Annotated in this window: 24 protein-coding genes; 10 read left to right on the top strand and 14 right to left on the bottom strand. The window is 65.6% G+C overall.

The features are described from left to right. Nucleotides 1–44: 44 nt before the first annotated feature. A complete protein-coding gene (locus AC1DHL_RS22935) occupies nucleotides 45–4,133 on the bottom strand; it encodes an autotransporter outer membrane beta-barrel domain-containing protein (RefSeq protein WP_478163475.1) in 4,089 nt (1,362 codons plus the stop codon). Between the two features lie 236 nt (nucleotides 4,134–4,369). On the opposite strand from AC1DHL_RS22935, the gene AC1DHL_RS22940 reads away from it, so the two are divergent. Continuing rightward, nucleotides 4,370–4,588 (top strand): hypothetical protein, encoded by a 219-nt coding sequence (locus tag AC1DHL_RS22940; protein WP_478101025.1) that lies wholly within the window; start codon nucleotides 4,370–4,372, stop codon nucleotides 4,586–4,588. Between the two features lie 39 nt (nucleotides 4,589–4,627). Here AC1DHL_RS22940 and AC1DHL_RS22945 read toward each other — a convergent pair whose 3' ends face one another. Together AC1DHL_RS22945 and AC1DHL_RS22950 are read right to left on the bottom strand one after the other, a co-directional pair. After that, entirely contained in the window at nucleotides 4,628–5,533 is a 906-nt protein-coding gene (locus AC1DHL_RS22945; RefSeq protein WP_478163476.1) for a DUF808 domain-containing protein, read from the bottom strand. 15 nt (nucleotides 5,534–5,548) lie between these two features. Beyond that, complete coding sequence (locus tag AC1DHL_RS22950) at nucleotides 5,549–6,064, bottom strand: N-acetyltransferase family protein (protein ID WP_478163477.1); 516 nt, start codon at nucleotides 6,062–6,064, stop codon at nucleotides 5,549–5,551. Between the two features lie 123 nt (nucleotides 6,065–6,187). Between AC1DHL_RS22950 and AC1DHL_RS22955 the strand changes: the two genes are divergently transcribed. The 3 genes from AC1DHL_RS22955 to AC1DHL_RS22965 are packed head-to-tail and all read left to right on the top strand — an operon-like array spanning nucleotide 6,188 to nucleotide 6,908. Then, nucleotides 6,188–6,334: a hypothetical protein gene (locus AC1DHL_RS22955; protein WP_478101019.1), complete on the top strand. Its 147-nt coding sequence runs from the start codon at nucleotides 6,188–6,190 to the stop codon at nucleotides 6,332–6,334. Then, entirely contained in the window at nucleotides 6,334–6,630 is a 297-nt protein-coding gene (locus AC1DHL_RS22960; RefSeq protein ID WP_478163478.1) for a VF530 family protein, read from the top strand. Before AC1DHL_RS22955 ends, AC1DHL_RS22960 begins: the two co-directional genes overlap by 1 nt. After that, nucleotides 6,627–6,908, top strand: a complete 282-nt coding sequence (locus AC1DHL_RS22965) for a 2Fe-2S iron-sulfur cluster-binding protein (protein ID WP_478101015.1) — start codon at nucleotides 6,627–6,629, stop codon at nucleotides 6,906–6,908. Before AC1DHL_RS22960 ends, AC1DHL_RS22965 begins: the two co-directional genes overlap by 4 nt. Here the strand turns inward: AC1DHL_RS22965 and AC1DHL_RS22970 are convergent. Then, nucleotides 6,897–8,078, bottom strand: coding sequence for an MFS transporter (locus AC1DHL_RS22970; RefSeq protein ID WP_478163479.1), 1,182 nt, complete (start codon nucleotides 8,076–8,078; stop codon nucleotides 6,897–6,899). The two genes, AC1DHL_RS22965 and AC1DHL_RS22970, sit on opposite strands and share 12 nt — an antisense overlap. 111 nt (nucleotides 8,079–8,189) lie before the next feature. On the opposite strand from AC1DHL_RS22970, the gene AC1DHL_RS22975 reads away from it, so the two are divergent. After that, a complete protein-coding gene (locus AC1DHL_RS22975) occupies nucleotides 8,190–8,831 on the top strand; it encodes an RluA family pseudouridine synthase (protein ID WP_478163480.1) in 642 nt (213 codons plus the stop codon). On the opposite strand, the gene AC1DHL_RS22980 is transcribed toward AC1DHL_RS22975, so the two are convergent. From AC1DHL_RS22980 to AC1DHL_RS22990, 3 genes are all read right to left on the bottom strand, one after another. Next, nucleotides 8,828–9,271 (bottom strand): universal stress protein, encoded by a 444-nt coding sequence (locus AC1DHL_RS22980; protein WP_478101010.1) that lies wholly within the window; start codon nucleotides 9,269–9,271, stop codon nucleotides 8,828–8,830. The genes AC1DHL_RS22975 and AC1DHL_RS22980 overlap by 4 nt on opposite strands. Before the next feature lie 109 nt (nucleotides 9,272–9,380). After that, nucleotides 9,381–10,121: a 2OG-Fe dioxygenase family protein gene (locus AC1DHL_RS22985; protein ID WP_478101008.1), complete on the bottom strand. Its 741-nt coding sequence runs from the start codon at nucleotides 10,119–10,121 to the stop codon at nucleotides 9,381–9,383. Next, the gene (locus tag AC1DHL_RS22990; RefSeq protein WP_478163481.1) at nucleotides 10,118–10,399 is read right to left on the bottom strand and encodes a DUF427 domain-containing protein; all 282 of its coding nucleotides are present in this window, start codon (nucleotides 10,397–10,399) and stop codon (nucleotides 10,118–10,120) included. Before AC1DHL_RS22990 ends, AC1DHL_RS22985 begins: the two co-directional genes overlap by 4 nt. An 80-nt stretch (nucleotides 10,400–10,479) precedes the next feature. Here AC1DHL_RS22990 and AC1DHL_RS22995 point away from each other — a divergent pair, with 80 nt between their 5' ends. Then, complete coding sequence (locus tag AC1DHL_RS22995; protein ID WP_478101004.1) at nucleotides 10,480–10,602, top strand: hypothetical protein; 123 nt, start codon at nucleotides 10,480–10,482, stop codon at nucleotides 10,600–10,602. A 39-nt stretch (nucleotides 10,603–10,641) separates the two neighbouring features. On the opposite strand, the gene AC1DHL_RS23000 is transcribed toward AC1DHL_RS22995, so the two are convergent. Both AC1DHL_RS23000 and zwf read right to left on the bottom strand, forming a co-directional pair. Beyond that, nucleotides 10,642–11,034: a phasin family protein gene (locus AC1DHL_RS23000; RefSeq protein WP_478101002.1), complete on the bottom strand. Its 393-nt coding sequence runs from the start codon at nucleotides 11,032–11,034 to the stop codon at nucleotides 10,642–10,644. 100 nt (nucleotides 11,035–11,134) lie between these two features. Further along, nucleotides 11,135–12,601, bottom strand: coding sequence for a glucose-6-phosphate dehydrogenase (gene zwf / locus AC1DHL_RS23005; RefSeq protein ID WP_478163482.1), 1,467 nt, complete (start codon nucleotides 12,599–12,601; stop codon nucleotides 11,135–11,137). Nucleotides 12,602–12,771: 170 nt separating this feature from the next. On the opposite strand from zwf, the gene AC1DHL_RS23010 reads away from it, so the two are divergent. Beyond that, nucleotides 12,772–13,536 (top strand): DUF899 domain-containing protein, encoded by a 765-nt coding sequence (locus AC1DHL_RS23010; protein ID WP_478163483.1) that lies wholly within the window; start codon nucleotides 12,772–12,774, stop codon nucleotides 13,534–13,536. Between the two features lie 17 nt (nucleotides 13,537–13,553). Here AC1DHL_RS23010 and AC1DHL_RS23015 read toward each other — a convergent pair whose 3' ends face one another. Both AC1DHL_RS23015 and AC1DHL_RS23020 read right to left on the bottom strand, forming a co-directional pair. Beyond that, a complete protein-coding gene (locus AC1DHL_RS23015) occupies nucleotides 13,554–13,961 on the bottom strand; it encodes a VOC family protein (RefSeq protein WP_478163484.1) in 408 nt (135 codons plus the stop codon). Beyond that, the gene (locus AC1DHL_RS23020; protein ID WP_478163485.1) at nucleotides 13,958–14,449 is read right to left on the bottom strand and encodes a helix-turn-helix domain-containing protein; all 492 of its coding nucleotides are present in this window, start codon (nucleotides 14,447–14,449) and stop codon (nucleotides 13,958–13,960) included. The genes AC1DHL_RS23015 and AC1DHL_RS23020 overlap by 4 nt, the downstream gene beginning before the upstream one ends. A gap of 77 nt (nucleotides 14,450–14,526) precedes the next feature. Between AC1DHL_RS23020 and AC1DHL_RS23025 the strand changes: the two genes are divergently transcribed. After that, entirely contained in the window at nucleotides 14,527–15,057 is a 531-nt protein-coding gene (locus tag AC1DHL_RS23025) for a hypothetical protein (RefSeq protein ID WP_478163486.1), read from the top strand. A gap of 34 nt (nucleotides 15,058–15,091) precedes the next feature. On the opposite strand, the gene egtD is transcribed toward AC1DHL_RS23025, so the two are convergent. Continuing rightward, a complete protein-coding gene (egtD, locus tag AC1DHL_RS23030) occupies nucleotides 15,092–16,072 on the bottom strand; it encodes an L-histidine N(alpha)-methyltransferase (RefSeq protein WP_478163487.1) in 981 nt (326 codons plus the stop codon). Further along, nucleotides 16,072–17,319 (bottom strand): ergothioneine biosynthesis protein EgtB, encoded by a 1,248-nt coding sequence (gene egtB / locus AC1DHL_RS23035; RefSeq protein ID WP_478163488.1) that lies wholly within the window; start codon nucleotides 17,317–17,319, stop codon nucleotides 16,072–16,074. The genes egtD and egtB overlap by 1 nt, the downstream gene beginning before the upstream one ends. A 170-nt stretch (nucleotides 17,320–17,489) precedes the next feature. Here egtB and AC1DHL_RS23040 point away from each other — a divergent pair, with 170 nt between their 5' ends. Both AC1DHL_RS23040 and AC1DHL_RS23045 read left to right on the top strand, forming a co-directional pair. Further along, nucleotides 17,490–18,836 carry an NAD(P)/FAD-dependent oxidoreductase gene (locus AC1DHL_RS23040; protein WP_478163489.1) on the top strand — a complete coding sequence of 449 codons (1,347 nt, stop codon included), beginning with the start codon at nucleotides 17,490–17,492 and terminating at the stop codon, nucleotides 18,834–18,836. Continuing rightward, nucleotides 18,833–19,258, top strand: coding sequence for a GNAT family acetyltransferase (locus AC1DHL_RS23045; RefSeq protein ID WP_478163490.1), 426 nt, complete (start codon nucleotides 18,833–18,835; stop codon nucleotides 19,256–19,258). The genes AC1DHL_RS23040 and AC1DHL_RS23045 overlap by 4 nt, the downstream gene beginning before the upstream one ends. 12 nt (nucleotides 19,259–19,270) lie before the next feature. On the opposite strand, the gene AC1DHL_RS23050 is transcribed toward AC1DHL_RS23045, so the two are convergent. After that, the gene (locus AC1DHL_RS23050; RefSeq protein ID WP_478163491.1) at nucleotides 19,271–20,608 is read right to left on the bottom strand and encodes a cytochrome-c peroxidase; all 1,338 of its coding nucleotides are present in this window, start codon (nucleotides 20,606–20,608) and stop codon (nucleotides 19,271–19,273) included. Between the last annotated feature and the right edge of the window lie 98 nt (nucleotides 20,609–20,706).

Genomic DNA, 20,706 nt, shown 5'->3' on the forward strand with positions numbered 1-20,706 from the left:
AGCGGTCCGGATGCCCTGTCCGCCCCGCGCGATGCCGGTGCGGCTTACCAGCTCAGTCGCACACCCGCCGAGCCCTGCACGGAGGACTTCACCCTGGCATCGCCGCCGGAACTGAAGAGCTGGCCGACTTCACCGTACAGCGTGGTGCTGGGCGTCAAGGCGAGCGTCGCGCCGGCTGCCACTTCGGTCGAGGTATAGCCGGTCGCGCTGGCGATCGACGTGCTCGCCGCCGGGCCGACGAAGGTCGCGACGTCGGTGCCGGAGGTTGCGTGGTACACGTTCACCCGGCCATAGGGCTGGAGACGGCCGGCACTGGTCGCGATGTCACCCTTGACGCGCACGCCGAGGCGGCCGATCCAGCCGCTGTCGGCGTCCTGGCGGACGACGGCGCCGCTGATCAGGGTGTCGTCGAATCGGCCGTGCTGATAGGCGATCTGGGCCTGCGGCTCGATGCTCCAGCCTTCGGCGAGCGGGAAGGACTTGCCGGTCTCGATCGATGCCGTGGTGCTGTCGGCCTTGCCCGACGCGCCCAGGTTCAAGTCCGGACGAACCGTGTAGCGATGGCTGCCGCCCTGGAGCACGGCGTCGGCATAAAGGCCACTGCCATCCATCCATGTCGCGTAGCCGCCGAGGTAGCGCGATTGCAGGTCGTTGCTGCCGACGCGGCCGATGGTGCCACGGGCATTGCCGCTCAGGTCGGCGCCGCCATCCAGTTGGCCCACATACAGGCCGGCGCGCCAATTGCCCCCGGCCAGCAGATCGGTGCCCGCCTGCAGGCCGCTCACATGACCTTCGCTCTGCGCGGCGGCGATGCCGTTCTGGCGAATATCGAGGTCGGTGTAGACGGCGCGGGCCCATGCCTGGCGATCGCCGGTGGCCGGCGCGTTTTCATCGCCCACACGGCGATGGAGGTTGCCAAGCATGGCCAAGTCGGACTGACGCAACTGTGCCGGCAAGGCGGCGAAAAGCGGCACCTCGGCGCGGTAGGTCGGCACGGTCACCGGGGGAACCTGCGGCACCTGCGGCGCTTGCGGCGCTGGCGGGACCTGCTGGTCTTCCGACGCCGGGGGTTTGGAGGCGTCGGGTGTCACAGTGGGCGGCGCCGGGTCCGTCGGCTTCAGCGTTGTCTCGGAACGCAGGTACCAGTTCTCGCCGGCGTGCTGCGCGTCGGCCGCATACAGGCGATATTCGAACGCGCCCGCGTCGACGTGTCCGTTGGCCAGCGTGAAGGCATCGCGCGTGGTCTGCGCCGTCGTCGTTGCGCCGTTGAGTGCGCTGACCAGTTCGATGCCGTTGCCGGTGGTCTGCGCGCCGAGGCCGCCCAGGTTCGTGACGCGGATGGTGGTGTTGCCGCTCGCGCTGGCTGTCGGGCCATTCAGCACCAGGCGATCGCTCAGGCTGCTGCTGCCACCCAGCACCGTGCCGAGGTTCAGCACGCCGTTGTTGCCCACATAGGCACCATTCACCGTCAACGTGCTTCCGGGTGCCGTGCCCAGCAGGCTCACGGTACCTGCGTTCTTCAGCGATGCAACGCTCTGGCTGAAACCAGCCGTATCCAGCGTGGCGCCTGCCGCCACCGTGTGCGCGGACGCGCCGCTGAAGGCGTTGGCCGCGCCAGCCTTCAGCGTACCGGCCGAGATGGTCGTGCCGCCCGTGTAGGTGTTGTTGCTGGTCAGGATCGTGGTGCCGGTGCCGATCTGCGTGACCGCGCCCGTGCCGGAGACCACGCCATCGAAGGTGACCGCATCGGAACGATTGAAGGCCAGCGTGCCGTTGTCGACCACGTCGCCGACGATGGAGCCCGTCATGCCGCCATTGCCCAGCTGCAGCGTACCGGCCGATATGGTCGTGCCGCCGGTATAGGTGTTGTTGCCGGTGAGCGTGAGCGTGCCTGCGCCAGTCTTGACGAGTGCGCCGCCGGTGTCCGTGACGGGGTCGTTGTAGACGAGGCCGTTCAAAGCGAGGAATCCGGGCCCGGTGTCGGAGATCACGCCGCCGATGGTGCTGCTGGTGCCGAGCGCGCCGACAGTCAGCGTCTTCTTGCCGAGCACCACGCTGCCGTCGCCCGAAAGCTCACCGATCGAGATGCCGTCGTCCGCGCCGTTGATGAACACGTACCCGCCGGCGCCATTGGCGAGCCTGACCCCGCTCAGGTCCGCTTGACCCTGCAGGTAGACGCGACCGCCGGCGTTGTTGATCGTGGCGTTGCCGCCCGAACTGTCTCCTTCGAAGTAGACGCGCGCGCCGCTGCCGTTGTTGATCATCGAATTCGCCGCCGTTGTGGTTGCCTGGAACTCGATCAGGCTGCCCTCGGCCTCGTTGGTCAGCGTGGCGGATCCTGCGCTCGCATGATTCGCGAAGGTCACTCCGGAGTTCGTTCCGAGCGAGTTGGTGCTGACGTGGGTCGTGATCTTCAGGTTGCCCGCGTTGGCGTTGGCGCCGTCGAAGTCGAGTTCGCTGTTGTTGTAGATGTCGACGGCGTTGCCGCTCGTGCCCAGGGTGCCGGTGCCGGTCACCGAGACGTTGATTCGACCTGCCGTCGCATCGGCGGGGCCGGGCAAGCCGAGTTGCGTCGAGCCCGTGAATGCGCTGTTGTTGTTGCTGCTCAGCGTCAGCCGAGTGAGGCTGTAGTTGTAGTCGAACGCGGCACTGTTGATCAGCGACAAAGTCCCGCTGCCGCTCAGGCTCCCGCTCAAGGTGTTGCCGCTGGTGTCGGCCACGTCGATAGTGCCGGCACCAGCCATGGTGATGGCTCGCGAGGAGCTGATGGTGATGGTGGCAGGGGGAATGGGAGGGGGACCGAATTTCAGCGTGCCGCCGTTGAAGGTCAGCCCGCCGGTCGACGCACCGAGGTTGGCGTCGGTGCTGATCTGTAAGGTGCCGCCGGAAATGATCGTCCCGCCGGAATAGGTGTTGCTCTTGTCGAGCGTCAGTGTTCCGAGGCCAGTCTTCTCGACGGCGCCGGTGCCGCTCAGCAGCCCCGAGTAGGTCGCGTCGGTCGGCTGCGCAAAGCGCACCAGGCCGTTGTCGGCGATGGCGGGCGGCGCGAACTCGGCGGTCGTCTGCAGGGTGCCGGCTGCGTCGACCGTCGTGCTCCCTGTGTAGTTGATCTGACTCGCGCCCAGGATCAGCGTGCCGCCGGCGACGCGTGTGCTGGTGATGCCCGAGGTTTGCAGCGAGTTGCCGATCGTCCAGTTGCCGCTGTCGTTCTTCACCAGCGACTGGAAGCCGGAGATCGGTTGATTGAAGGTGCCGGCGCCCGTACCGTTCAGCGTCAACAGATTGTTGCCGCCGCCGCCATTGATCGAACCGGTGATCTTCTGGCCATCGTAGAGGTTCAGCGTGTCGTTGCCGTCGGCGAAGGTCAGCGAGCCGAGGACCTGGCCCTTGTTGGTGAAATTGATCGCCATGGTGCCGGCCACACCCATGATGTTGCCCGTCGTGGTGGTCTTGTACTGGATCACGCCGGTCGTGCCGTTCACGATGGTGTTGGAACCGGCAGACGACTGGTACCAGATCGCTGAGCCGCCGCCCTGCGATTGGATGGTGCCGTTGTTGATGATCGTGTTGTTTGACCCTTGGGGATTGATCGCTTCCGCGGTGCCCGCCGTTCCGTTCGCCAGGACCTGCGCACCCTGCTCGATCGTCAGCGTGTTGCCGTCGCGGAACTCGATGGTGTTGGCGCCGGCGCTGTACTTGCCCCCGCTGTCGCTCGTCGCACTGTTCTGGACGGTCGCGCCGCTTTGAATCCGGATGTTGGCGTTGTCGCCCGTGCTGATGGCGGTGAGTGCGCCAGTGCTGATGAGCACACCTGGCAGCACATTGACCGACGTGCCTGACGCGGTGGTGGAACCGTTTCCAATGGTCGTCTGCTGGGTGGGGGTCACCGGGTCGGTCAGCGGATTGGTGGGCGCGCAGGTGATGGTGACAGGGGCGGTACCGCTGGTCGTGCAGTCTGCCGCGGCGATCCCCGCGAAGGCGAGCAGCGTGGATGCGACGGCGGCCTTCAGGGCGGGAGCGCTCGCAGCGGAAGTCACGGAGGTCGACGACTTACCGGCGCCAGACGCCAATTCAGACGCAACGGCCCAGATCTGCCGCGAGGAGTTCCAAACAACCCTGAAAACTCGATTCATGTCGCTGACTCTTCCTCTTCCAAAAGTTTTTGAATCCGCTGATGGCGGAATTGAATACTTACGAATGTAATTCTTCGGTACTCATAACTGTTGGGAGGAAATCACAGAACTGGTGCGAGATCGCAGAAAAGCGACGGAAATGTGACAGTTTTTCATCCTTTTCTGATGACAACGGCAGCTAATCCGCGACAAAACGCACGGAAATGGGGCACCCCAGACGCCCGTAAACTCGGCCGATGGCATCCAGACCCACCCGAACGCCGCGCATGCTCGAGCGCGGCGTCATGTGCATCCTCATCGGCGCCGCCGTGTTGATTGCACCGAGCTTTCTTCAGTCGCCCGCGTGGCGCGACACCGTCGGCGGTGCCCATGTGGTCGGCTGGTTTGCGGTGGTGCTGGGGATTGCGCTGGTCGTCGTGGACCTCGTCCAGCGGGCAAAAGGCAAGAAACGCTGAAGCCGGCCGAGGCGCCGCGGGGGCGTCAAGCCGCAGGGATCAGCGCTTGCCGAGCGCCTTTTTCACGCCTTCGACCGCCGCGAGGACGATGGCGCCGGCAATGACGCCGACGCCGGCATTGGCGCCCATCGACACGACGCCGCCCGCCACGCCACCAGCACTCGCGGACCAGGCCTCCAGTGCGTGCGCCAGGGCCGGCACACCATGCACAAGGATGCCGCCACCCACGAGAAACATCGCGATCGTTCCGGCGACGGAGAGCGTCTTCATCAACCAGGGCGCGGCGGCGAGAAGACCGCGGCCCAGGGCGCGCGAGGCCGCTTCTTCGCGCTTGCTCAGGTAGAGCCCCGCGTCGTCGAGCCGCACGATGCCCGCCACGAGTCCGTAGACGCCGACGGTCATGACGATCGCGATGCCCGTCAGCACCGTCAGCTGGGTGATGAAGGGCTGGCCCTGCACGGTACCGAGCGTGATCGCGATGATTTCGGCAGAGAGGATGAAGTCGGTGCGAACAGCACCCTTGATCTTCGCCTTCTCGGCCGCGACGACGTCGACCGCCGCGTCGGCGATGAGCTTTTCATGGCGCGCGGTCTCGGCCGCGTCTTCCTTCTTGTGCAGGAACTTGTGCGCGAGCTTCTCGAAGCCTTCGAAGCACAGGAACGCGCCGCCGATCATCAGCAGCGGCGTCACCAGCCAGGGCAGCCAAGTGCCGATCAGCAACGCGGCGGGCACGAGGATCGCCTTGTTGACGAACGACCCCTTGCACACCGCCCAGACAACCGGCAACTCGCGGTTGGCCCTGACGCCGGCCACCTGCTGCGCGTTCAGCGCAAGGTCGTCGCCCAGGACGCCCGCAGTCTTCTTGGCCGCCACCTTGGTGAGCACCGAGACATCGTCGAGCACCGTCGCGATGTCGTCCAGCAGCAACAAGAGACTGGTGGCCATCCTTGCGCGGTCGCGTCAGACGGTTCGCTTCAGGCGGATTTCTTCGATCTTGACGTCGCCGATCGCGGTCGTCTTGGCGGTCTTCATCTCGCGCTTGAAGCCGGCGAGTTCATGGAAGCGCATCGCACGGTCGTTGCGCAACGGCACCCACACGGTGACCACCGTGCAGCCTTCTTCCTCGAGACCGTCGCGTGCGGCGTCCCACAGCGCCACGCCGACGCCCTTGCCCCAATGCTCGGGCTTGACGTAGATCGCCCAGATCTCGCCGGTGGTCGACGGCGTCTTGGGATCGCGCGAGCGGTCGAAGCCCACGAACCCGACGATCTCGCCGTCCAGTTCGGCCACATGCACCTGCGGCTCGCTGAATTCGATGGCTTCGCGCCATTTGGCCTCGCGCGTGCCGGGGGCCAGCGCACGCAACTGGTCTTCGGGGAGGATGCCCTCGTACGCGGCCCTGGCGGCGGCGGCGTGGATTTCGGCGACGGCCTTGGCGTCGCGCATGGTGGCGGGGCGGACTTCGTAATCTGACATGAATGCGGGGAACGGAACGGTAAAGGGTCGTATTGTCGCCGCGCCGAGAAGTGACGGCCGTGGGGGCTCTTCGCTGGGGCTATAAACTGATCGTCACATTTGCATCATCCCGGAGAGATATCCATGGCCAAGGGTCAACAGCGCAGCAACAAGGAAACCAAGAAACCCAAGAAGGACACCTCGCCGCCGAAGCCGCCAGGTTCAGGCATCGAGCCGGTGCGTACGGTCACGACCGCGGTCATCCCACGCGGCAAGCTCAAGAACAAGTGATGGACGACGCCGCGCAGCCCCCGGCGGCGCAGAAGCAGGCCCGGAATCCCCTGCACGGCCTCACGCTGGAAGCCATCGTCACGGCGCTCGAGGCGCACTACGGCTGGCAGGGGCTGGGCGAGCGCATTCCCCTGCGTTGCTTCACGAGCGACCCGAGCGTCTCGTCCAGCCTCAAGTTCCTGCGCAAGACGCCCTGGGCGCGCGAGAAGGTTGAAAGCCTCTATCTCTTCATGCTGCGCGATCAGCGGAGGCAGCAATCCTCCATCCCTCGATCCTCCGCTTCTCGCCCACGATGAAGGCCCTGGTCGAACCGGGCGGATTCATCTTCGAGACCGAATCCGAACGCACGCTGCTTCAATCCGCCGACGCCGCCGGCATCGAGCTGCCGAGTTCCTGCCGCAACGGCACCTGCCGCACTTGCATCTGCAAGCTCGTGGCCGGCGAGATCCGCTATCGCATCGAATGGCCTGGCGTGAGTTCCGACGAAAAGGCCGAGGGCTGGATCCTGCCCTGCGTGGCGGAACCGGTCGGCGACGTCACGATCGACGTGCCCTACGCGTTCTCAGCTTTCTAGCTTGACGAGACGATCCCTCCGCGCGAGCGAGGGAAACAGCCGGAACCATGCAGCGGCCACCAGCACGGTGCCGATACCGCCCACCACGACCGAGCCCACCGGCCCCAGCAGGGCCGCCGTGGCGCCGGACTCGAACTCGCCGAGCTGATTGCTCGCGCCGATGAAGATCGAATTCACCGCGCTGACGCGCCCGCGCATCGCGTCCGGCGTCTCGAGCTGCACCAGCGTCTGGCGGATCACCACGTTGACCATGTCCGCACCACCCGAGACCGCCAGCGCGATCATCGACACGACGAAGTTGCGCGAGATGCCGAACACGATCATGCACACGCCGAACATCGCCACCGCCATCAGCAGCTTGCGGCCCACACGGCGTTCGACCGGCCGGCGCGTGAGCATGATCGACATGAACAGCGCACCGATCGCCGGCGCGCCGCGCAGCAGCCCCAGGCCCCAAGGGCCGGTATGGAGGATGTCCTTGGCGTAGATGGGCAGCAGCGCGACGGCGCCGCCCAGCAGCACCGCGAACAGGTCGAGCGAGACCGCGCCCAGCACCGGCTTGCGCTTCCAGATGAAATCGACACCGGCCAGCACCGTCTTGAGCGTCACGGGCTCGCGCGGCGACAGGGTGTAGACGTACTTCAGACGCAGCACCAGCGTCGAAGCCAGCGCAAAGAACGCCACCGCGGCGCCGTACACCACGCCCATGCCCGCGACGAACAGCAGCCCTCCCAAGGCGGGCCCTCCGATGATGGCGCCCTGCATGCCGGCCGAACTGAAGGCCATCGCGCGCGGCAACATGATCGGCGACACGAGCAACGGCGTCAGCGCCTGCTGCGCGGGCATCTGGAAGGCGCGGACCGCGCCGAGCACCAGCGACAGCCCCAACAGAAGGCCGCGCGAATCGTGCGACGCATGCACGGCCAGCAACAGCACGAGCGACACCGCGCCCTGCACCGCGAAGCACGTCGCAACGATGCGCCCGCGATGATGGTTGTCGACCACGTGCCCCGCGAGCAGCGCCAGAAGCAGCGCCGGCACGAACTGGTAGAGGCCCACCAGGCCGAGATCCCAGGCGCTGTGCGTGATGTCGTACATGTGCCAGCCGATGGCGACGAGCAGCATCTGGCTTGCGGCGGTGCCGAACACCCGCGCAACCCACAACTGCATGAAGGGCCGCTCGCGCGTGAGGTCGGTAAAACTGGAAGATCGCGAGGGAGCAGCAGGAGCGGGAGCGGACATCGCAGCGAGGATAGCTGACACCTCTAGACTTGACCGACCATGACCGAGGCTGACTTGCACCTGATCCACGAAGACCCGCATCTGCTGGTGTTCGACAAGCCTGCCGGCCTGCTGTGCGTGCCCGGCCGCGGCGCGGACAAGCAGGATTGCCTGAGCGCGCGTGTCACGCGCCGCTGGCCGGATGCGCTGGTCGTGCATCGGCTCGACATGGCGACGAGCGGCCTGGTGCTGATGGCACGCAGCCTCTCCATTCAGCGCGCACTCGGCGACGCATTCGCCGCAAGGCAGGTCAGCAAGCGCTATGAAGCGATCGTCGACGGCCTGTTGCCTCTCAGCGATGAATGGTCCTTGATCGACGCCCCGCTCATGGCCGACTGGCCGCGCAGGCCCCTACAGAAGATCGATGCCGCCGGCAAGCCGAGCCAGACGCGATGGCGCGTCAAGCAGCCATTGCCCGATCGCGATGCCAGTCACTTGTGGCTGGAGCCGCTCAGCGGGCGAAGCCATCAACTGCGAGTGCATCTCCAGTCGATCGGCCACCCCATTCTCGGCGATGCGCTCTACGGCGATGAACACCTCCGGCAACGAGCGCCGAGGCTCATGCTGCATGCCACGATGCTCGAATTCATGCATCCGGCCGAAGATCGGATGTGCCGATTCGAAAGCCCGCCGCCTTTCTAGTGTTCGCCCTTGACGACGAGCACAGGCACTTTCGCATCCTGCAGCACGCGCTGCGTCACGCTGCCGAGCAGCAGTTTCTCGATGCCCGTGCGCCCGTGCGAGCCCATCACGATCAGGTCGGCGCCGATGGCGATCGCGGTGTCGACGATGCCCTCGTGCACCACGTGCCCGTCGATCACGCGCTGGTCGCTGTGCAGGCCTTCGGCTGCCAGCGCCGCCACGCCACGCGCCAACGCCGCATTGGCGCTGCTTGTCGCGGCGGCGAGGTATTCGTTCTGCCCCAAGGCGTAGTCAGCGCCCACGCCGATGAAGGGGTAGTTGTCCACCACGTGAATGAGTGTGATGCGACTGCCGAACGCAAGGGCCAGCCCGCTGGCCTTGCTGACCGCCAGCATCGACGTTTCGGAGCCGTCGATGGGCACCAGGATGTGATTGAACATGGCAGACCTCTTTCATGCACAGAACAGGATTCGCGGGCGAACCGGGCCCCGAATTTACATCCAAGACATGCACTGCGGATGTAGGACTTCTCCAGTCCGCAGCGCAGCATCAATCGCCCTGAAAACTGCCGGCCCGGCACGTCACGACCAGGGTGTCGCGCCATCCGGGCTCGCCCTCGATCAGCGGCTGGATCGGCGTCGATTCGTGGATGACGCGTGCGTCGTCCAGCAGGAGCAAGGTCCACGGTTCGGTCATCGTGAAGCGTTCGCCACGACGACCGGTCGCCTCGAAGACGCGGGTCTCGCCGCCCTTGATGTTGTGGCGGCCGACGAGCGCGACCGCGACCACGTCGACACCGTCCCGGTGCGCACCTTCGGGCGTCGGCCGGCCGATGCCGTCGGCGGTGTCGATGCGGAACTGGTGCGCCTCGATGTACCAGGGCTGGGTCCCGCGCAAGCCGCTCGCCACATCGCCGAGCGCGCGCATCAGGCGCTGCCACACGGGCTGCGCCACAGTGCCCTCTTCCATCGGCGCAAACCAGCGCTGCATGCCGCCATGCAGCGCGTTGTATTCGACCGGCTGCCAATGCGCGCGATGCGGCGCCTGCACGAGCGTCGCGCCATCGACCGTGAAACAGGCATGGCGGCGCGTGCGATAGCGCCCCCCGTCCTTCAGGTAGTCGTCAGGCGGCAGCTGCTGCCAATCGCCGTGAAGCGCTTCGAGCTCCGACAGCGATGCGCCCAGCCACTGGGCCACGCCTTGCGGGCTCAGCACGGCATAGCCGTCCTGGCGCAAGGTGGAAACGAGGCGATCGGGCGGCGTGAACGGTGGGCTGAATGCCGTGCTCACTCAGTCACCTTCACGCCTTTCCAGAAGGCGACGCGGTCCTTGACCATCTCTGCTTCGGGCTTGGGATCGGCGTAGTACCAGGCGGCATCGGTGTTGAGTTCGCCGTTGACCAGCAGCGAGTAGTAGCTCGCCGTGCCTTTCCAGGCGCAGGTGGTCTTGTGGTTGCTGAAGGTCACATGGTCGCGATTGAGCGATTCCATGGGGAAATAGTGATTGCCTTCGACGACCACCGTGTCGTCGCTCTCGGCGATGGTGACGCCGTTCCAGGTTGCTTTCATTTCGTGACTCCAAGGCGCGATGCGCCATTCACACTCACGAAAGTAGCACATCAGGCGTGTTCAATGATGGAGGTTCCCGGATGAAGCGGTTTCTCATCGTGATGGTCGCCGTCCTGGCATCGAGCGCATTCGGACTGCCAACGACTGCGATGGCGCAACATGCGACCAAGCCGTTTTCAACGCCGGCAAGGTTTCCGGAGTGAACGACTCGAACGCCAAGTCGACGCTGTCGCGCCCGGCACCTACTTGCGCGACATCAGCTTCCTGATCTCTTCCATGTGCTCGGCTGCGCGCTGCGTGATGTGGGCCATTGCATCCGTCTGCGACCGCTTCGCCATCTCGGCAATTTCCTTCATGTCGGCAATGGTCTTCTCGAAGGCATTGCGAACCACCTCGGTCTGCTTCGACGGGTCTCCGACGCCCTTCGCGGCTTCCTGCATGACTTGCATCGACTCGGTCATCATTTCGGTCTGCTTGCGCGCGATGGCCTGCATGGCCTCGTAAGCCGACTTGTTGGCCTCGACCAAGGCTTCGACGTCCTTGCGTCGCGCCTCGACGATGGCCCCCATGTCGATGCCCGGCATCTTGAGTTGCTCCAGCATATTCTTCATGTCGCCGAACGGATCTGTTGCCATGGCATGTCTCCTGGTGAATGATTGAATTCGGTACAACGCCTGCGCCGACGACGCATCATTGCACAAGCCGCCTGCGCGGTGTCGCTCAACGCCCGCGCCCTCAGCTTCCCGCTCTGTTCGGATCTCGCCAGGCGCGCTCGAAGGGCAGCCGCCAGGCATGCGGCGCGATCAGCTGGTGAATCGGCTTCGGCCCCCACGATCCCGGCTCGTAGAGCCGCACCGGCGGCGGCGACTCGAGCAGATGCGTTGAAACCTGCCACAGCCGCTCGATACCCTCTGCCGTCGTGAACAAGGTGCGGTCGCCGCGCATGGCGTCCAGGATCAGGCGCTCGTAGGCTTCCAGCACTTCGCCGACCAGCCCTGTATCGCGCATCGCGAACTGCAGGCTCAGCTTGTCCAGGCGCATGCCCGGCCCGGGTCGCTTGCCGTAGAAGGACAGCGACATCTTCGATGCATCGGCAAGGTCGAAGGTCAGGTGGTCCGGCCCCTGCGCACCGACGCCCGATCCGGACGGGAACATGCTCTTGGGTGGTTCGCGGAAGGCGATCGAGATGATGCGCTGCCCCTCGGCCAGGCGCTTGCCGGTGCGCAGGAAGAAAGGCACGCCGGCCCAGCGCCAATTGTCGATATGGCACTTGAGCCCCACGAAGGTCTCCGTATCCGAATCGGGGTCGACGCCCTCTTCCTGCCTGTAGCCGCTGTACTGCCCGCGCACCACCTCCGAGGGCACGATCGGCAGCATGCTGCGGAAGACCTTGTTCTTCTCCTCGCTGATCGGCGCCGGTTCGAGCGCCGTGGGCGGCTCCATCGCCATGAAGCCCAGGATCTGGAAGAGGTGCGTCACCACCATGTCCCGGTAGGCGCCGGTCTGCTCGTAGAAGCCCGCGCGCTTGCCGAGACCGAGGGTCTCGGGCACGTCGATCTGCACATGGTCGATGAAGTTGCGGTTCCAGATCGGCTCGAAAAGGCCGTTGGCGAAGCGGAAGGCCAGGATGTTCTGCGCCGGCTCCTTGCCGAGGAAGTGGTCGATGCGGAAGATCTGCTCCTCCTGGAACACCTCGTGCAGTTGGCTGTTCAGGAACACCGCGCTCGCGAGATCGGTGCCGAAGGGCTTCTCCATCACGATGTGCGAGCGCTCGACCAGGTCGGCCGCGCCCAGCATGCGTACCACCGACAGGGCCGCGCTCGGCGGCACGCTCAGGTAGTGAAGGCGCCGGCACTCGGGTGCGCCGAGCGACGCCTCGGCGCGTTCGACCGCTTCCTTGAGCGCCTGCGCCCCCCCCGAGAGCGGCACGTAGTCGAGGATGCCCGCGAAGGCGTCCCAGGCGGCCGGCGAGACCTTGCGACTGCCGAATTCATCCAGCGCACTGCGCGCGGCGGCGCGAAAGCCTTCGGCGTCGAGTTCGTCGAGCGAGACGCCGATGATCCGGCAGCCGGGGATGAAGCCCGAACTGCAGAGGTGAAACAGGCCCGGCAGCAGCTTGCGCCGCGCCAGGTCGCCCGTCGCGCCGACCAGCATCACGACTTGCGGATAACGAGGACCGACGCCGGGAGGGATCTTCGCCATGAATGTCATCCTTGCTTCGTTGTTCCACCGAAAGGCAAGCGATTTTGATGCCAGACGCCGCTTCGGCGCCTGGAATGTCGCCACACTTGTTACTCCCGGCGTTGGGCTTCCGGTGCCAAACTTTCTCCCAGTCCACAACGACCGATGTTCATCGAATGGAGATTCAAACCATGACCACCTCTGCCATGCATACACCGCCAGTCTTGTCGCCGCAGGAATGGGAAGCGGCCCGCCAGAAGCTGCTCGTGAAGGAAAAGGCGCACACCCACGCGCGCGACGCCCTGGCCGCCGAGCGCCGGCGAATGCCGTGGATGGAGGCGAAGACCTCGTATGTCTTCGAAGGACCTTCGGGCAAGATGAGCTTCCTCGACCTGTTCGACGGCCGGCGTCAATTGATCGTCTACCGCGCCTTCTACGAGCCCGGCGTGTTCGGCTGGCCCGACCAAGCCTGCCGGGGCTGCTCCATGGTGGCCGACCAGGTCGCCCACCTCGCCCACCTGAACGCCCGCGACACGACCCTCGCCTTCATCTCGCGCGCACCTCAGGCGGACATCGCGCGGCTGAAGGCGCGGATGGACTGGAAGATGCCGTGGTTCACCATCACCGACAGCTTCGACGCCGACTTCGGCGTGGGCGAGTGGCACGGCACGAACGTGTTCTACCGCGACGGCAATCGCGTGTTCCGCACCTACTTCATCCACAGCCGCGGCGACGAGCAGATGGGGGGCACCTGGAACTACCTCGACATCACGCCGCTGGGCCGGCAAGAGGTCTGGGAAGACTCACCCGAGGGCTATCCCCAAACGCCGCCCTACAAGTGGTGGAACTGGCACGACAGCTACGTCCCGGACGCAGCGCCCGACAAGAAGTGGGTCGAGGTGTCGGACGCCGGAGAAGCAGCGTTTCGGGACGACCAGGCGAATACGAAGGCCTGAGCAAGGCGCCAGCCGCCTCAGCGGCGCTCCTGGATCATCTTCCACCCGTTACCCGACGGGTCGCGGAAGCCTGCATCCACGGTGCCGTAGCGCTCCACGGGTTCCTGCGTGAACTCGACGCCGCGCTCGCTCATCCGGTCGTAGGCAACGCGGCAGTCGTCGACGACCAGCACCAGCGGCGGCATCGCGCCTTTGGCCACGATCGCGTTCAGCGTCTGCGCCGTCGCAGCATCGAGCATTGGCGGCCCTGGCTTGAACAGTCCGAGTTGGAACGACGGCTGGTCCGGATGCTGGATGGTGAGCCATCGATAGTCCCCGTTCTTCACGTCCGTGTGAACGCGAAAGCCCAGCTTCTCGACGTAGAACGTGAGCGCTTCGTCCTGGTCTCGCACATACAGACCAGCCACTTGTACACCTTGACTCATGAGATCTCCTTTTCTTGAGACCCGTTTATATCGACTGCGATTCGGCGCCGCTTCTCCAAAACTGCGATCGTGAGGTCGGGCCGGTGCGCGGCGCTGACGATGCAGGCGGGCACGCGACCGAGGTCGTTCGCCATCGCTCTCCCCTGCGCCCGGATCGCACTGGGACTCTCGCCGGTGATGTCGCGGAAGATGCGCCCGAAGGTGCCAAGGCTCGCCCACCCCGTGTGGAAGGCGATCTCGGTGATGGGCAGGTCGGTGTCGCGCAGCAGTGCCGTCGCGCGCTCGATGCGCCGGGTGAGCAGATACCGGTGCGGAGGCACACCGAAGGCTTGCTTGAACGATCGGGCGAAGTGGGCCGCGGAGACACCACTCACTTCCGCCAGCCGCCGGACGGGCCAGCCCTCGTGCGAGGCGGCGTCCATCCGGTCCTTCGCGCGCAACAGGCGGCGCAGCAGTTTGGGATCTTGGCTCTCTGGGTCACTACGCATGCTGATTCCGGCTAGTGCTGTGAAAACGCCGGTCCTTCGCCTATATTGACTCAAACCCGTTTCAAGCGAGGTGGCCCATGAAGCAAGACATCGAAGGGCGTCAGGTGGAGAAGCACAACCGTGTCCAGCGTCAAGCGCTGAGATCCTTTCTCATTGTCGCGACCATCGTCGGGCTTCATTGGATGTGGGGGTGTACCACAAGCAACCGTGCAGCCGAGGCAAGTATGAAGACAGTACAGCTTTCGGCGACGGGGATGAACGCGGGTCAGGTCGGCAAGGCATTCCTGCGTCCACAAGGAGATGCCACCGTGGTGACGATCGAAGTCTCGGGCCTGAGCGTCGCGACGACGCCGCCTGTGCAGTTGTACATGGCTGTGTTTGAAGGCCGATGTGGAAGCCTTGCACCCAACCCCAAGTTCGCCTTGAACAAGGTCGTTCTGGTGACCGAGATCAACAACCCCACTTCGCTGGCTCCGGCCAGCGGGCCTTTCCGTTTGACCAATACAGCACCCGCACCGCTGTCTCAGTTGACGGGTTCGCCCCATGCGCTTGTCGTCCGAACGAGCCCTGTAGACCTGAACCGAGAGGTGTTCTGCGGCAATCTGTGAGCACTGCTGGCGCGTAACGGACATACCGTAACGGTCAATCCTTCGCCTGGAGCCAGTGCACACTGAACATCCGCTCCGGATCGGTCCATACCGCCGCAGGCCGAAAGCCCGCCTTCACGGCGAGGGCGCGCAACCCATCGACAGTGAACTTGTGCGAGTTCTCGGTATGGATCGTCTCGCCTTCCTCGAAGTTGAAACGCTGGCCGTCGAGCGTCACAGTCTGCGCGCGCCGGCTCACGAGGTGCATCTCGATGCGCCGCAGCGGCGAGTTGTAGAACGCGGCGTGTGTGAAGCCGTCGACGTCGAAATCCGTTTCGAGTTCGGCGTTGGCGCGTCGCAGCAGGTTGAGGTTGAAGGCCGCCGTCACGCCTTGCGCGTCGTTGTAGGCGGCATGCAGCAGTGCGGGGTCCTTCACGAGATCGACGCCCAGAAGCAAGCCGCCACCACGGAGCAGCCGCTGCGCCAGTTGCATGAAGGCGAGCGCCTCCTCGGGGCTGAAGTTGCCCAACGTCGACCCCGGAAAAAATCCCACGCGCTGGCCGCCACCCTTCTCGCGCGACGGAAGCACCAGCGGCATCGTGTAGTCGGCCACCATCGGCTGCACGATCAGCTTCGGATAGTCCTTGCGCAGGCGCGCGGCCGCGGCTTCGAGATGTTCGCCCGAGATGTCGATGGGCACATAGCGCTTCGGCGATTCAAGCGCGTCGAGCAGCAGCCGCACCTTGGTGAGCGAACCCGCGCCGAACTCGACGATCTCGGCATGGGGTCCGATCTGCGCCGCGATCTCCGGCGCACATTCGGTGAGGATGCGAACCTCCGTGCGTGTCGGGTAGTACTCGGGCAGTTCGCAGATGCGATCGAACAGCGCCGAGCCCGCGACGTCGTAGAAGAACTTGGGCGATATGCTGCGCGCGTCGAGGCTCAACCCTGCGTTCAGTTCGCGGGCGAAGTCGGACAGGGGCGCAGCCCGCTGTGCCGCGCGGAATGCCTGGAGGTTGAATGCTGGAGTGCCCATCAGAGGTCTTTCGCGAGCCGCAGCCCCGAGAACTGCCAGCGTGCCGCCGGCGGGAAGAAGTTGCGATAGCTGGCCCGCGCATGCCCTTGCGGGGTCGCGACACTGCTGCCTCGCAGCACCAGTTGGCCCACCATGAACTTCCCGTTGTATTCCGCCGCGATGCCCGCGAGCGGCCGAAAGCCTGGATAGGGGTCGTAGGAAGAGCGCGTCCACTGCCACACATGGCCGGTCATCTGCGAAATGCCGGGTGCTTTGTACGCCGCTTCCCACTCGAACTCGGTCGGCAGCCGCGCCCCGGCCCATTCGGCGTAGGCGGCGGCTTCATAGAAGCTCAGTTGCGCGACCGGCGCCTCGGGCTCCATCGGCCTGACGCCGTGCAGACCGAAGACCTGCCAGCCCGTGGTCGCGCCTTGGTGCATCAGCCTCGGATCGCCCGATGCAAGCCAGTAGGCCGGACAGCGCCATCCCTGGGCCTGGACGGTGGCCCAACCATCGGACAGCCACAGTTCGGGCCGCTCGTAGCCGCCGTCGGCGATGAACTGCGCATAGTCGCCGCAATTCACGAGACGGTCTGCGATGGCATAGGGCTGCAACAACACCGAGTGGCGCGGCGTCTCGTTGTCGAAGGCAAAGCCATGGCTGTCATGGCCCATCTCGATCACGCCGCCGGGCCTCGACAACCATTGCATCGGCCGCGCCACCGCAGCGAGACGCAACGCAGGTCCCGGTGCCGGCCGGTACGCCGGCTGCAAGGGGTTGCATGACAACGCATGCAGGATGTCCGTGACGATCAACTCCTGATGTTGCTGCTCGTGATGCAGCCCCAGCGTGACGATGGATTCGATCGCCGACCAGTCCGCCTCACTCGCGCTGCCGAGCAGCGCCCGCACGGCTTCGTCCACGTGGTGCCGATACGCGTGCACCTCTTCGAGCGACGGCCGCGTCAGCAGGCCGCGCTGTGGCCGCGGATGACGCGGACCCAGCGCCTCGTAGTACGAATTGAAAAGGTAGTGAAAGCGCGGATCGAACACCCGGTAACCATTTGCGTGCGCCTGGAGCAACACGGTCTCGAAAAACCAGGTGGTGTGCGCAAGATGCCATTTGGTGGGACTGGCATCGGGCATCGACTGGATGCACTGGTCCTCGGCGGAGAGTGGCGCCGCCAGTGAAAGACTGTGAGCACGCACCGACTGGAAACGCTCGCGCAGTTCGTCCGCCGCGGGCGCGGCCGGCCGGATCAGGTTCATGGGGTCTCCAAGTTTCGTCTCGACGGGTTTTAGCCCACGTACACAGGAAGACGCCGTAGGACAAGGTCTCGCCCGAAGAGACGGAACCGCGACGCCGGCGCAGCGGAACGCGCCACTTTGGCACAAGTTGCGAGAGCTTGCCATCGCCCTGCCTGCGTATCATCCTGCGAATGAGCACTTCCAAGAACAACGGCCGCCCGCACATCGTGATCATCGGCTGCGGTTTCGGTGGACTGGAGGCCGCGCGCAAGCTGCAGAAAGCCGATGTTGACATCACCGTCATCGACAAGACCAACCATCATCTCTTCCAGCCCCTGCTCTACCAGGTGGCGACCGCGGGCCTTGCCGCGCCCGCCATCGCGGCGCCGGTGCGGCTGCTGTTTCGGCAACAGCCCAACGTCACGACACTGCTCGGCGAAGTCACGCACATCGATCCGGCCGCGCGCGAGATCCAGTTGGGCGACGGCACCCGGATCGGATGGGACCACCTGATCGTCGCGGCAGGCGCGACACACAGCTATTTCGGCAATGACCAGTGGGAAAAGATGGCGCCGGGCCTCAAGACGCTGGCCGATGCCTTCGAGATCCGCCGCCGCATCCTCCTGAGTTTCGAAGCGGCAGAGGTTGAATCCGATCCGGAACGTCGTCGCGCGCTGCTGACTTTTGCGGTGATCGGCGCGGGGCCTACCGGCGTCGAGATGGCGGGCACGCTCGCCGAGATCGCCCGCCACACCCTCTCGGGCGAATTCCGGCGCTTCGATCCGGGTAGCGCGGAGATCCTGCTGATCGAGGGCGGACCGCGCGTGCTGCAGGCCATGCCCGAGTCGCTCAGCCAGCGCGCGCTGGAGCAGTTGCAGAAGCTCGGCGTGCAGGTGCGCCTCAATGCGAAGGTCACGTCGGTCGACGAGGGCGGCCTGCAGGTCGAATCGCCGTTCAGCGATGGCGGCGCCGGCGTCGGCAGCCACCGCATCGCGTGCAATTGCGTGGTCTGGGCCGCGGGCGTGGCGGCCTCGCCGCTTGGCCGCTTGCTGGCGAGCGCCACCGGTGCCGAAACGGACCGCGCGGGCCGGGTCAAGGTGCTGCCCGACCTGAGCTTGCCGGGGCACCCGGACATCAGCGTGGTGGGCGATCTCGCCGCCGCGATGAGCTATCGGCCGGGCAAGGAGCCGACGCCCGTGCCCGGTGTCTCGCCCGGCGCGAAGCAGATGGGGCGCGCCGCCGCCACGAACATTCTTCGCCGCATCGCCGGCCAGCCGACCGAGCCCTTCCGCTACAGCGACTACGGCAATCTCGCCACGATCGGCCGCAACTCCGCCGTGGTGGACCTCGGGACGCCCTTCGGCCCGTTGCGTTTCTCGGGTCGCATGGCGTGGCTGTTCTGGCTGTTCGCGCACGTGTATTTCCTGATCGGCTTCCGCAACCGCCTCGTCGTGCTGATGGACTGGGCGAGCGCCTACTGGAGCTTCCAGCGCTACGCGCGCGTGGTGGCGGACGTCAGGGCGAGAGGCGAATCATGAAGATCCGCTCGTTCCACCCTTCCGACGAAAACAGTGTGATCGCGCTCTGGCGCGAGTGCGGGCTCACGCGGCCCTGGAACGATCCGCATCGCGACATCCAGCGCAAGCTGAGCGAGCAGCCGGAGCTCTTCCTGGTCGCGACGATCGGCGATGCGCTCGTCGGCTCCGCGATGGTGGGCTTCGATGGACATCGCGGGTGGGTCTACTACCTCGCGGTGTCACTGCAGCATCGCAAGCAATCCATCGGCCGCGCGCTCATGCACGAAGCCGAGCGGCTGCTCATGGAGCGAGGTTGCCCGAAGATCAATCTGCTGGTGCGTTCGTCCAACGCGGAGGTGATCGCGTTCTACCGCAAGCTCGGCTATGCGCAGGACGATGCCATCAGCCTCGGCCGGCGGCTGATCCACGATACGGACACCTGAAATCCGAAGCGCCTAAGGTTTCGCCGGATGGCCGGCGGCTCTCAGTTGATCGGCATCCGTCAGCGTCCTCAGGAACGCAACCACGTCGCGAATCTCCGGCTCCGTCAAGGTGGGCTTGTCTCCGCGCTTCTGGCCGAAGGGCGGGTCGGTGTTGATGTTGCCGTGGTACTCCGCCGGCAGGTCGTCGAAGGGCTGCGCCCTGCCCTTGGCATCGCGCCCGTACCAGCGCTGCGGCGCGGTGTCGCGCTGGGCATAGAAGCGCACCGCCTCTTCCAGCGAATGGAACACACCGTTGTGGAAGAACGCCTGACGCACCGCCACATTGCGCAGGGTCGGCGTACGGAACAGGCCGCAGTATTCGGGATGGTCCTTGAGGTCGGTGCGGATCGGCCCGCAGAGTCCGAGGTCGTGATAGGCCGGGTCGGCATTGGCTGCCAGGCCACGGTGGCGCGGCACGCCGATCGCGATCATGCCGAAGTCGCTGAAGAGCGGAAACGCACCGTCCGGCGTGCGATCGCTGAGATGGCATGACGCGCAGTTGCCCTTGTCCTCGGCCTTGAAGAGACGCAGGCCGCGCATTTCGGCGGGGCTCAGCTTCTGCTCGCCGCGCAGCACGGCGTCGTACTTGCTCGTGAAAGGATAGAACTCAGCGGGCGACTGCTGGAAGACCTCGAGCGCGATGCCTGCAGCGCGGAACGCCCCCGGTGCGTCGCCGAACACGTCGGCGCCGAAAACGGCACGCATCTCGTCCGCGTAGGCCGCGCGCTGCAGCTTATGGGCCACGTCTTCGATCGAGGCGTTGGCCATCTCGGCTGCCGACAGCAGCGGCAGCCCGGCCTGTTCGTGCGCCGAACCGGCCCGGCCGTCCCACATGTGTCCGCCGGTGGGGCCGGCGTCGATGCTGTCGTCGCCATCGTTGTCGTGGTGATGCTCCGAGAAGGCCGTGAGCGTTTCGAGATAGCGCAACGACGGAGTGGCTCGAGGGCCTTGTGTGCGACCGTCGACGCCGCCCAACTGAACCGACAGCGCGTTGGGCGGGCCAAAGGCATGGTGAGGGTCGTGGCAACTGGCGCACGACTGCGCGCCCGATGCGGACAGCGACGGATCAAAGAAGATCCTGCGCCCCAGTGCCGTCAGCTGCGCGGCGGTGGGCTGCGGTTTCCCGGGCACGGGCGCGTAGGTCGCGCCGACATACGCGGGCACCGGCGCGGGCGTTGTCGCCAACGGAGCCGCCGGTGGGTTCGCAGAGACGGAAGGCGTCGGCCGCTCGCAAGCGGCAAGCGCGAAGGACGCCAACGCAAGAAGGCCCAGCCGGAATCGGATCGACCGGAACAGATTTGAAATGCGCATCGCAGGCATGGCCCCAGGAAACCGGGGCAGATCGCGCAGCGTAGGCATCGAACATGACATCCGAATGACGCTTGAGCCCCCGAAACGGCGATGAAACC

The organism is Variovorax sp. 10L426 (genome assembly GCF_056395305.1).

Coding starts and splice junctions, on each gene's coding strand:
- AC1DHL_RS23015 (WP_478163484.1), bottom strand. CDS start 13,961: ATGAGTCAAGGTGTACAAGTGGCTGGTCTGTATGTGCGAGACCAGGAC.
- AC1DHL_RS22995 (WP_478101004.1), top strand. CDS start 10,480: ATGAAGCGGTTTCTCATCGTGATGGTCGCCGTCCTGGCATCGAGCGCA.
- AC1DHL_RS22935 (WP_478163475.1), bottom strand. CDS start 4,133: ATGAATCGAGTTTTCAGGGTTGTTTGGAACTCCTCGCGGCAGATCTGG.
- AC1DHL_RS23050 (WP_478163491.1), bottom strand. CDS start 20,608: ATGCGCATTTCAAATCTGTTCCGGTCGATCCGATTCCGGCTGGGCCTT.
- AC1DHL_RS23025 (WP_478163486.1), top strand. CDS start 14,527: ATGAAGCAAGACATCGAAGGGCGTCAGGTGGAGAAGCACAACCGTGTC.
- AC1DHL_RS23010 (WP_478163483.1), top strand. CDS start 12,772: ATGACCACCTCTGCCATGCATACACCGCCAGTCTTGTCGCCGCAGGAA.
- AC1DHL_RS22975 (WP_478163480.1), top strand. CDS start 8,190: ATGACCGAGGCTGACTTGCACCTGATCCACGAAGACCCGCATCTGCTG.
- AC1DHL_RS22945 (WP_478163476.1), bottom strand. CDS start 5,533: ATGGCCACCAGTCTCTTGTTGCTGCTGGACGACATCGCGACGGTGCTC.
- AC1DHL_RS22950 (WP_478163477.1), bottom strand. CDS start 6,064: ATGTCAGATTACGAAGTCCGCCCCGCCACCATGCGCGACGCCAAGGCC.
- AC1DHL_RS22990 (WP_478163481.1), bottom strand. CDS start 10,399: ATGAAAGCAACCTGGAACGGCGTCACCATCGCCGAGAGCGACGACACG.
- AC1DHL_RS22955 (WP_478101019.1), top strand. CDS start 6,188: ATGGCCAAGGGTCAACAGCGCAGCAACAAGGAAACCAAGAAACCCAAG.
- AC1DHL_RS22980 (WP_478101010.1), bottom strand. CDS start 9,271: ATGTTCAATCACATCCTGGTGCCCATCGACGGCTCCGAAACGTCGATG.
- AC1DHL_RS23045 (WP_478163490.1), top strand. CDS start 18,833: ATGAAGATCCGCTCGTTCCACCCTTCCGACGAAAACAGTGTGATCGCG.
- AC1DHL_RS23020 (WP_478163485.1), bottom strand. CDS start 14,449: ATGCGTAGTGACCCAGAGAGCCAAGATCCCAAACTGCTGCGCCGCCTG.
- AC1DHL_RS23040 (WP_478163489.1), top strand. CDS start 17,490: ATGAGCACTTCCAAGAACAACGGCCGCCCGCACATCGTGATCATCGGC.
- AC1DHL_RS22970 (WP_478163479.1), bottom strand. CDS start 8,078: ATGCAGTTGTGGGTTGCGCGGGTGTTCGGCACCGCCGCAAGCCAGATG.
- AC1DHL_RS22965 (WP_478101015.1), top strand. CDS start 6,627: ATGAAGGCCCTGGTCGAACCGGGCGGATTCATCTTCGAGACCGAATCC.
- egtD (WP_478163487.1), bottom strand. CDS start 16,072: ATGGGCACTCCAGCATTCAACCTCCAGGCATTCCGCGCGGCACAGCGG.
- egtB (WP_478163488.1), bottom strand. CDS start 17,319: ATGAACCTGATCCGGCCGGCCGCGCCCGCGGCGGACGAACTGCGCGAG.
- AC1DHL_RS22940 (WP_478101025.1), top strand. CDS start 4,370: ATGGCATCCAGACCCACCCGAACGCCGCGCATGCTCGAGCGCGGCGTC.
- AC1DHL_RS23000 (WP_478101002.1), bottom strand. CDS start 11,034: ATGGCAACAGATCCGTTCGGCGACATGAAGAATATGCTGGAGCAACTC.
- zwf (WP_478163482.1), bottom strand. CDS start 12,601: ATGGCGAAGATCCCTCCCGGCGTCGGTCCTCGTTATCCGCAAGTCGTG.
- AC1DHL_RS22960 (WP_478163478.1), top strand. CDS start 6,334: ATGGACGACGCCGCGCAGCCCCCGGCGGCGCAGAAGCAGGCCCGGAAT.